This is a genomic window from Streptomyces sp. IBSBF 3136 (assembly GCF_036815105.1).
GTDB lineage: Bacteria > Actinomycetota > Actinomycetes > Streptomycetales > Streptomycetaceae > Streptomyces.
The window spans coordinates 1-6,472 of sequence record NZ_JAJSZC010000332.1; the positions used below are offsets into that span (position 1 = coordinate 1).

Annotated in this window: 6 protein-coding genes; 3 read left to right on the forward strand and 3 right to left on the reverse strand. The window is 72.7% G+C overall.

The features are described 5' to 3' along the window. Both V7E45_RS37930 and V7E45_RS37935 read left to right on the forward strand, forming a co-directional pair. Nucleotides 1-811: hypothetical protein (locus tag V7E45_RS37930; protein WP_333778825.1), on the forward strand; the 811-nt coding region annotated here is incomplete at its 5' end. 11 nt (nt 812-822) lie between these two features. Further along, nucleotides 823-1,611, forward strand: coding sequence for a glycosyltransferase family 2 protein (locus V7E45_RS37935; protein ID WP_333778826.1), 789 nt, complete (start codon nt 823-825; stop codon nt 1,609-1,611). 23 nt (nt 1,612-1,634) lie between these two features. Here V7E45_RS37935 and V7E45_RS37940 read toward each other — a convergent pair whose 3' ends face one another. Together V7E45_RS37940 and V7E45_RS37945 are read right to left on the reverse strand one after the other, a co-directional pair. Further along, nucleotides 1,635-2,546, reverse strand: coding sequence for a glycosyltransferase family 2 protein (locus tag V7E45_RS37940; protein ID WP_333778827.1), 912 nt, complete (start codon nt 2,544-2,546; stop codon nt 1,635-1,637). Continuing rightward, complete coding sequence (locus V7E45_RS37945; RefSeq protein WP_333778828.1) at nt 2,543-4,567, reverse strand: O-antigen ligase family protein; 2,025 nt, start codon at nt 4,565-4,567, stop codon at nt 2,543-2,545. The genes V7E45_RS37940 and V7E45_RS37945 overlap by 4 nt, the downstream gene beginning before the upstream one ends. A 71-nt stretch (nt 4,568-4,638) precedes the next feature. Between V7E45_RS37945 and V7E45_RS37950 the strand changes: the two genes are divergently transcribed. Then, nucleotides 4,639-5,301 (forward strand): hypothetical protein, encoded by a 663-nt coding sequence (locus V7E45_RS37950; RefSeq protein WP_333778829.1) that lies wholly within the window; start codon nt 4,639-4,641, stop codon nt 5,299-5,301. Between the two features lie 17 nt (nt 5,302-5,318). On the opposite strand, the gene V7E45_RS37955 is transcribed toward V7E45_RS37950, so the two are convergent. Further along, nucleotides 5,319-6,365 carry a glycosyltransferase gene (locus tag V7E45_RS37955; protein ID WP_333778830.1) on the reverse strand — a complete coding sequence of 349 codons (1,047 nt, stop codon included), beginning with the start codon at nt 6,363-6,365 and terminating at the stop codon, nt 5,319-5,321. Nucleotides 6,366-6,472: the final 107 nt, after the last annotated feature.

Here is a 6,472-nt window from a genome sequence, read left to right on the forward strand (position 1 = left end):
GCCCCGGCAGGCAGGCTTCCCCGACGCGCGCAGCACCGGCCCTCGCATCCCCCTCACCCCGCACCACACCGGCGACACGACCGTCAGGACCGACGGCGCCGTCATCAGGGGGTGGGACATCACCGGGTCGCTCGACATCTACGCGAACGACGTGACGATCATCGACTCCAGGATCACCTCGACCAACTGGTGGGGGGTCAACCTGCGCCCGGGGTACCGCGGACTGCGCGTACTGCACAGCACCATCACCGCGATCCCCGGCAAGGGGCGGGACAACGGCGGCGAGGACTACGCCGTCTCCGACATGGGCACCAGCTCCGTCGAGGTCGGCTGGTGCGACATCTCCGTCTTCGGCAACGCCCTGTCCATGGGCCAGGGCCACATCCACGACAACTACGTCCACGACCTCGTGCCCTTCCGCAACGCGGGCGGCGAGTGGCAGCACACCGACGCGGTCATCAGCGGTGGCGGCAACAAGGGCAGCCTGGTCATCCGGCACAACACGTTACTCAACCCGGTCGCCGTGGACCGGGGAGCCTCCGCGAGCATCGGCCTGTTCGCCGACACCGGCCATGTCTCCAACACCGTGATCGACGGCAATCTGCTGGCCGGCGGCGCCTACTCGCTCTACGGCGGCGGCGACGGGTCCACCGGGATCACGGTCACGAACAACGTCTTCTCCACCCGGTACCACCGCAACGCCGGCGGCTACGGAGCCGTCGCCGCCTGGAACGCCGAAGGCTCGGGCAACGTCTGGCGCGGCAACCGCTTCTCCGACGGCACCCCGATCACGCCCGAGCCGGCCGGCTGAGGAAGAGGATCATGCGACGCATCGCCCGAGCCCCCTGGGAACTCCTCAAGCACGCCTTCGGCTGGCTCGTCCTGTTCGAGCTGCGCAACAAGGTCCTGCTCGCGCCCTCCGCGCTGCGGCTGCGCCGCCTGGAGACCGCCGAGGTCCGCCGTCTCGCGGCCGCCGCCGACCGGCCCGCCGCCCTCGTCGCCACCGTCATCGCCACCCACCGCCGCCCCGACGAACTGCGGGCGGCCGTCCGCTCGGCCCTGGCCCAGACCGTCCGCGACCAGGTCGTGGTCGTCGTCGACGACGGCGCGGGGCTGCCCGAACTCCCGCACGACCCGCGCCTGTTCGCCGTTTCGCTGGCACGCAACACCGGCGTGGCCGGCGTCGTGCGCAATGTCGGCATCCGTCTGACCCGCTCGCGGTACGTGGCGTTCCTCGACGACGACAACCAGTGGGAACCCGACCACCTGGAGCGCGCCCTCGCGGTCCTGGAGTCGTCCGAGGGCCCTGACGGCGTCTACACGGCCCTGCGCCGCGTCCTGCCCGACGGCACCGAACGGGACGTACTGTCCGTGCCGTTCGATCGCCGCCGGGCCGCCCGGGAGTCCTTCCTGGACACCAACGCGTTCGTGGCGCGGCGCACCCGCGCCCTGCGCTTCAGCCGGCTGCGGCGCACGCCGGAGGTGCTGCCGCGCGAGGACTGGGAGCTCGTCCACCGCTACAGCCGCGGGCACAGCGTGCGGCACGTGCCGCACGCCACCGTGCGGTATCTGGTCAACCCGGCCAGCTACTACACGACCTGGTCCGGCTGAGCCCCGCCCGGCCCGGGCGGTGCTCACGGCCCCGGCGTGGCCCGCAGCGCGCCCGGCCGGAGCAGGGCGGCCGCCGCCGCGCGGCTGGCCTCGCGACCCAGCGCGGCCCGTGACGCCTCGCGCAGGAACACGGCGGCCCGGAAGCACGCCGTCGCGAGGGCGCCGTGGCGCCGCCCGTACAGCCGCACGCGGTTGAGGGTGAGCAGGCGCCACAGCCGGGGCGAGACCTGGGAGTCGCCGCCCAGGTGGACGGCCTCGGCCGTCGGTTCGAGCCGGGTGACGTGTCCGAGGTCACGCGCCCGCAGGCAGAACTCGGTCTCCTCCGAGTACAGGAAGAAGGACTCGTCCCACGGGCCGCAGGCGGCCAGGCAGTCGGCCGAGATCGCCATGAGCGCGCCGGTCGCCCAGTCCGCGCGGGTGGGCCGCCGGTACGCGGCGGGGTCGGTGACGAGTTCGCTCAGCGCCGGGAACCGCCCGGCCCTGCGGTTGCCGATGACGGCCTCGCCGAGGGCCCGGGACACGCTCGACTCGCGGCGCAGTGAGAAGTGTGGCGTGTCGTGGCCCTCCTCGTACAGGAGGGGAACGGAGATCCCGACCTCACCGTCGAGGCGGTCGACGAGACGCTTGGCGCAGCCCTGCCGCATCCGGATGTCGGGGTTGCAGATCAGAACGGCGCCGTGGCCGCCCTCCCACGCGCCGGCGGCGGCCAGCGCCGCGTTGATCCCTGCGGCGTACCCGGCGTTGCGGCCGGTCTGGACGACGGTGGCCCCGGGGGCCAGCGCGCGCAGCACGTCGACGGTGTCGTCGGCCGAGTCGTTGTCGGCGACGACCAGCCGCCAGTCGAGCCCGGCCATGCCGTCGGGCAGCGCGGTGAGGAACCCGGGGAGCACCGAGGCGCTGTTCCAGGTGACGACGACGACGGCGACGGGACTCATCGGGACTCCACGAGTTGGGGCTGCTGGGACTCGGCGGGCGCAGGGGGGACCGGGACCGCGGCGGCCGCGGCTTCGCGCCGGATGAACCCCAGGTAGCTGGCCCCCGCCCCCAGCACCAGGAAGAACATGCCGGCGAACATCGGGAAGCTCAGCGAGTCGAAGGTGGCGCTGCTGACCATGGCGACCACCGAGGAGGCGAAGAAGGCCTGCCCCAATTCACGGTCGGACTCGGTGCGGGCGAGCCGCCGGACGGCACCGCCCTGGTGGATGCCGGTGACGAACAGGGTGAGCAGGGCGACCAACCCGAGCACGCCCATCTCGGCCAGGGACAGCATGTACTGGTTGTCCGTGAAGAAGTACAGGTCCGGGGTGAAGGTACCGAAGCCCCGTCCGAACAGCGGGTGTTCCTTCAGGTAGGGCACGATCGCGCTGTACTTGACCGTACGGGCCTGGGTGCTGCTGTCGGAGTTGGACAGGAACGACGCGAACAGGCCCGTGATGGTGCCGATCAGGCCGGGCACGAGCACCTTGAACACGGCCACGGAGGCGGTCATCACGCCGATCGCGGCCCAGCGCCGGGCCGGCTTCCAGCGCGGCACCATCACCAGGGCCACCAGCAGCAGCCCGATGATCGAGGTCCGTGACACCGACAGGGGCAGCGCGCCGGCCATGAGCACCACCGGCCCCCAGCGGCGCGCCGCGTGCAGGTGGCGGCGGACCGGGTCCAGGGCCTGCTGGATCGCGAAGGGCAGCAGGATCGCCAGCATGCCGGCGAACTCCAGCGGCTGGGCGGTGGTGGCCCGGGGCCGGGTGAAGGCGCCGCGGTCCATGACGGACACCTGGGCCACGCTGGTCTGGAGTCCCGGGATGTGGATGGAGTCCGCGATGTTGGTGGCGGCGAAGAAGTCGTAGAAGCCGATCGCGGCGACGACCGATCCCAGCACCACCAGGCGGCGCATCAGCACGTCGAGCCGGCCGCGCTCCTGCACACCGGCCGAGGTGAGCACGACCAGCGACACCCACACCAGGAAGCCGATGAGTCCGCGGTCGGCACCGAGGACCTCCTGGTGGGAGCTCTCGCGCAGGGCGTCGGCGACGTAGGCCGCGAGGACGGCCGCGCCGAGCACGCACAGCGCGACCCGGACGAGCCGGGTGCCGGGCGCGGGCAGGATGCGGCCGCCGAGCCAGGTGGCCAGGTACCAGAGCAGTCCGAGCAGGGCGAAGACGTTGGCCGGGGTGCCGACGCCGCCGAGCGCGGGCAGGGCCAGGTTCGAGGGGATGAAGAGGGCCAGCACCAGGTAGACGGTGAGGATCGCGGTGGCGTCGACGCGCCGGCCCAGGGCACCCGCGCCCAGCCGGCCGGGGCCGCGGGGCCGCCGCGCGCGCGGCTCGGCGCTCTTGGCGGGCCTGCGGCGGCGGACCACCGCGACGCCCTCCATCAGGATCGACAGCAGGAAGGCGCTGACGACACCGAGGATGACGACGGCCGCGATGTCCTGGTAGCGGCTCTTGGACTTGGCCACCGGAGTCTGCGGCAGCACGACTGGCGCGGTCTGCACGAAGTAGGCGGGCGGGACCTTGGCGGCGGCCTGCAGGGCGCTGAGCTGTTCACCGGCGAACGTGGTGAGGGTGTTGGTCTCCCTGAGCACCTTCGCCCGGTCGGTTCCGGTGACGCCGAGCATGAGCAGCGGGCTGTCGCTGGCCGGCGCGAACCCGGCGGTGTAAGGGTCGGTGACGCCCCGTCCGCGCAACTCCTTGGCGGCGTCGTTGGATTCGAGGGTGCGGATCAGCACGTCGGCTGTGACGATCAGCGAACCGCCCGCGTTCGAGATGGGGTTGCCGAAGGTCGGGGCCAGCCGGGCCACGGCGGAGGAGTCGAGCAGCGCGACCGAGCTCTGCGACTGGTAGGAGACCGGCACGGTCACGTACAGGTACGAGCCGCCGAGCAGACTGAGCAGGGTGAAGGGCACCATGAAGTACCAACGCCTGCGCAGAATGGCCCATATCTCACCGAGACTCACGAACCGTCCCTCCATTCGGTGGCATCCCGCCGTGCGTCCTGCCAGTATCGGGAGTGACGGAAGGAACCCGCATGTCGCCTGGGAACGTCGCCGACGCGCTGCTCCGCCGCTGGTACGTCGTGGTGGTCGCGCTGCTGCTGACGGCGGCCGGGGCCTACCAGGTGGTCCGTCCCGCTCCGGAGTACGTCGGCTCCGCGGTGGTCGTCCTCAAGCCGCCGGTGACACGCAACCAGCCCAACCAGTACACCAACCTGCTGCCCCCGCTCGCCGTCGTCTCCTACGCGGCCGTCCAGCAGTTGCAGTCCCCGGCCGGCACCGCGGAGTTGCGCGCCGCGGGTGTCTCGGGGACGTACCACCTGGTCCCCCGCAACAGCGGCACCAGCGCGACGCCCCGCTATCTGATCCCCTCCTTGCAGGTGCAGTCGCAGGCGTCCGGTGCCGACGCCGCGGTCACGGCGGTACGCCGCATCATCGACGTGTACACCCGGCATGTCGACGCGATGCAGTCGGCGCAGCGCGTCCCGGCCGGCTCGCGGATCACCGCCTCGGTCCTGACCTCTCCCAGCGCCGCCGAGGTGCGGGGGGACAGGAGCCGTGGCCTGGCGGGCACGGCCCTGCTGGGCCTGACCGCCGGGGTGCTGGGGGCGCTGTGGCTCGACCGGTATCTGACGGGACGTCGGCAGGTTCCTCAAGGCCGCCGCCGGCACATCGCTCCCGTCCCCGCGGCCGACTGAGTCGAACTGGTGGGTCATCAGATGCCGCGGCGCTTCCACGACTCCCACCACAACTGTTCCCGTCCGCGCTCGGCCACGGCCGACCAGATGAGCGGCTGGAGGTAGGGCATGGCCTTGGGGCCGATCCGTCGGCGCAGCCGCAGGGCCCGGTACTCGGGCAGCGCCCGGTAGCCGGGCAGGCACTCCTCGGCGAAGGCCACGCAGTCGTCGACGGGCACGATCCCGGTACGGCCCCGGTCGTAGGCCCGGTAGGCGCGGCGCAGCGCGAAGCGGGCGAGCCGGGTGTGGACCTGCTCGGCGAGGCGGTCGGCGTGCGGCAGCCGGTCGGCGCACTTGGTGAGGACGGAGTCGAACGCCACGAGGCGCTGGCGCAGGTCGTCGAGCTGGCCGCCGAAGTCGGTGGTGGACATGTTCTTGCCGTGGACGCGGTAGAAGGCCTGGTCGGCGCCGCGGATGTAGCCGACGTCGGCGTGCGCGGCGAGCCGCATCCACATCTCGATGTCACCGGCGTGCGGCAGGGCCGGGTCATAGCCGCCGACCGTGCGCTGGAGGCTGGTGCGGACGACGACCTCGGGGGAGGTGATGCAGCCGGTGCCCTCGCGGAAGCGCCGCTCCAGCCACCAGTGACCGGGGTAGACCACCGAGCCGGTGCTGCGGGTACGGGCCTCGGGCAGGGGGCCGCCGTGCTGGAAGCGCAGGGGGCGCCCGTAGGCGAAGCCCGCCTCGGGATGGGCGTCGAGCAGCGCGGCGGCCCTGACCAGCGCGCCCGGGACCAGCCGGTCGTCGGCGGACAGCAGCGCGACGTAGTCGCCGTCGGCCCATTCCAGCAGGCCCTCGTTGTAGGTGGCGATGTGGCCCTTGTTGGTCGCGTGGGCGATGACTTCGATGCGCGGGTCGGCGGCGGCCAGCTTGTGCGCGACCTCCGCCGAGTCGTCGGGCGAGGCGTCGTCGATGATGAGCACGCGGACGTCGACGCCGTCCTGCTCGTCCAGGACGCTGCTCACGCAGTCGGCGAGGAAATGGCCGTACTTGTAGCAGGGGATCACAACACTGACGCTGCTCATCGGGTGGATGCCAATCCCCGGTGGGGGGGGGGGGGGGGGGGGGGGGGGGGGGGGGCCCCGGGGGGGGGGGGGGGGGGGGGGGGGGGGGGGGGGGGGGGGGGGGGGGG

Bases quoted from the DNA above. Each gene is read 5' to 3' on its own strand.
- V7E45_RS37940 (WP_333778827.1), bottom strand. From the start codon at position 2,546: ATGAGTCCCGTCGCCGTCGTCGTCGTCACCTGGAACAGCGCCTCGGTG.
- V7E45_RS37935 (WP_333778826.1), top strand. From the start codon at position 823: ATGCGACGCATCGCCCGAGCCCCCTGGGAACTCCTCAAGCACGCCTTC.
- V7E45_RS37950 (WP_333778829.1), top strand. From the start codon at position 4,639: ATGTCGCCTGGGAACGTCGCCGACGCGCTGCTCCGCCGCTGGTACGTC.
- V7E45_RS37955 (WP_333778830.1), bottom strand. From the start codon at position 6,365: ATGAGCAGCGTCAGTGTTGTGATCCCCTGCTACAAGTACGGCCATTTC.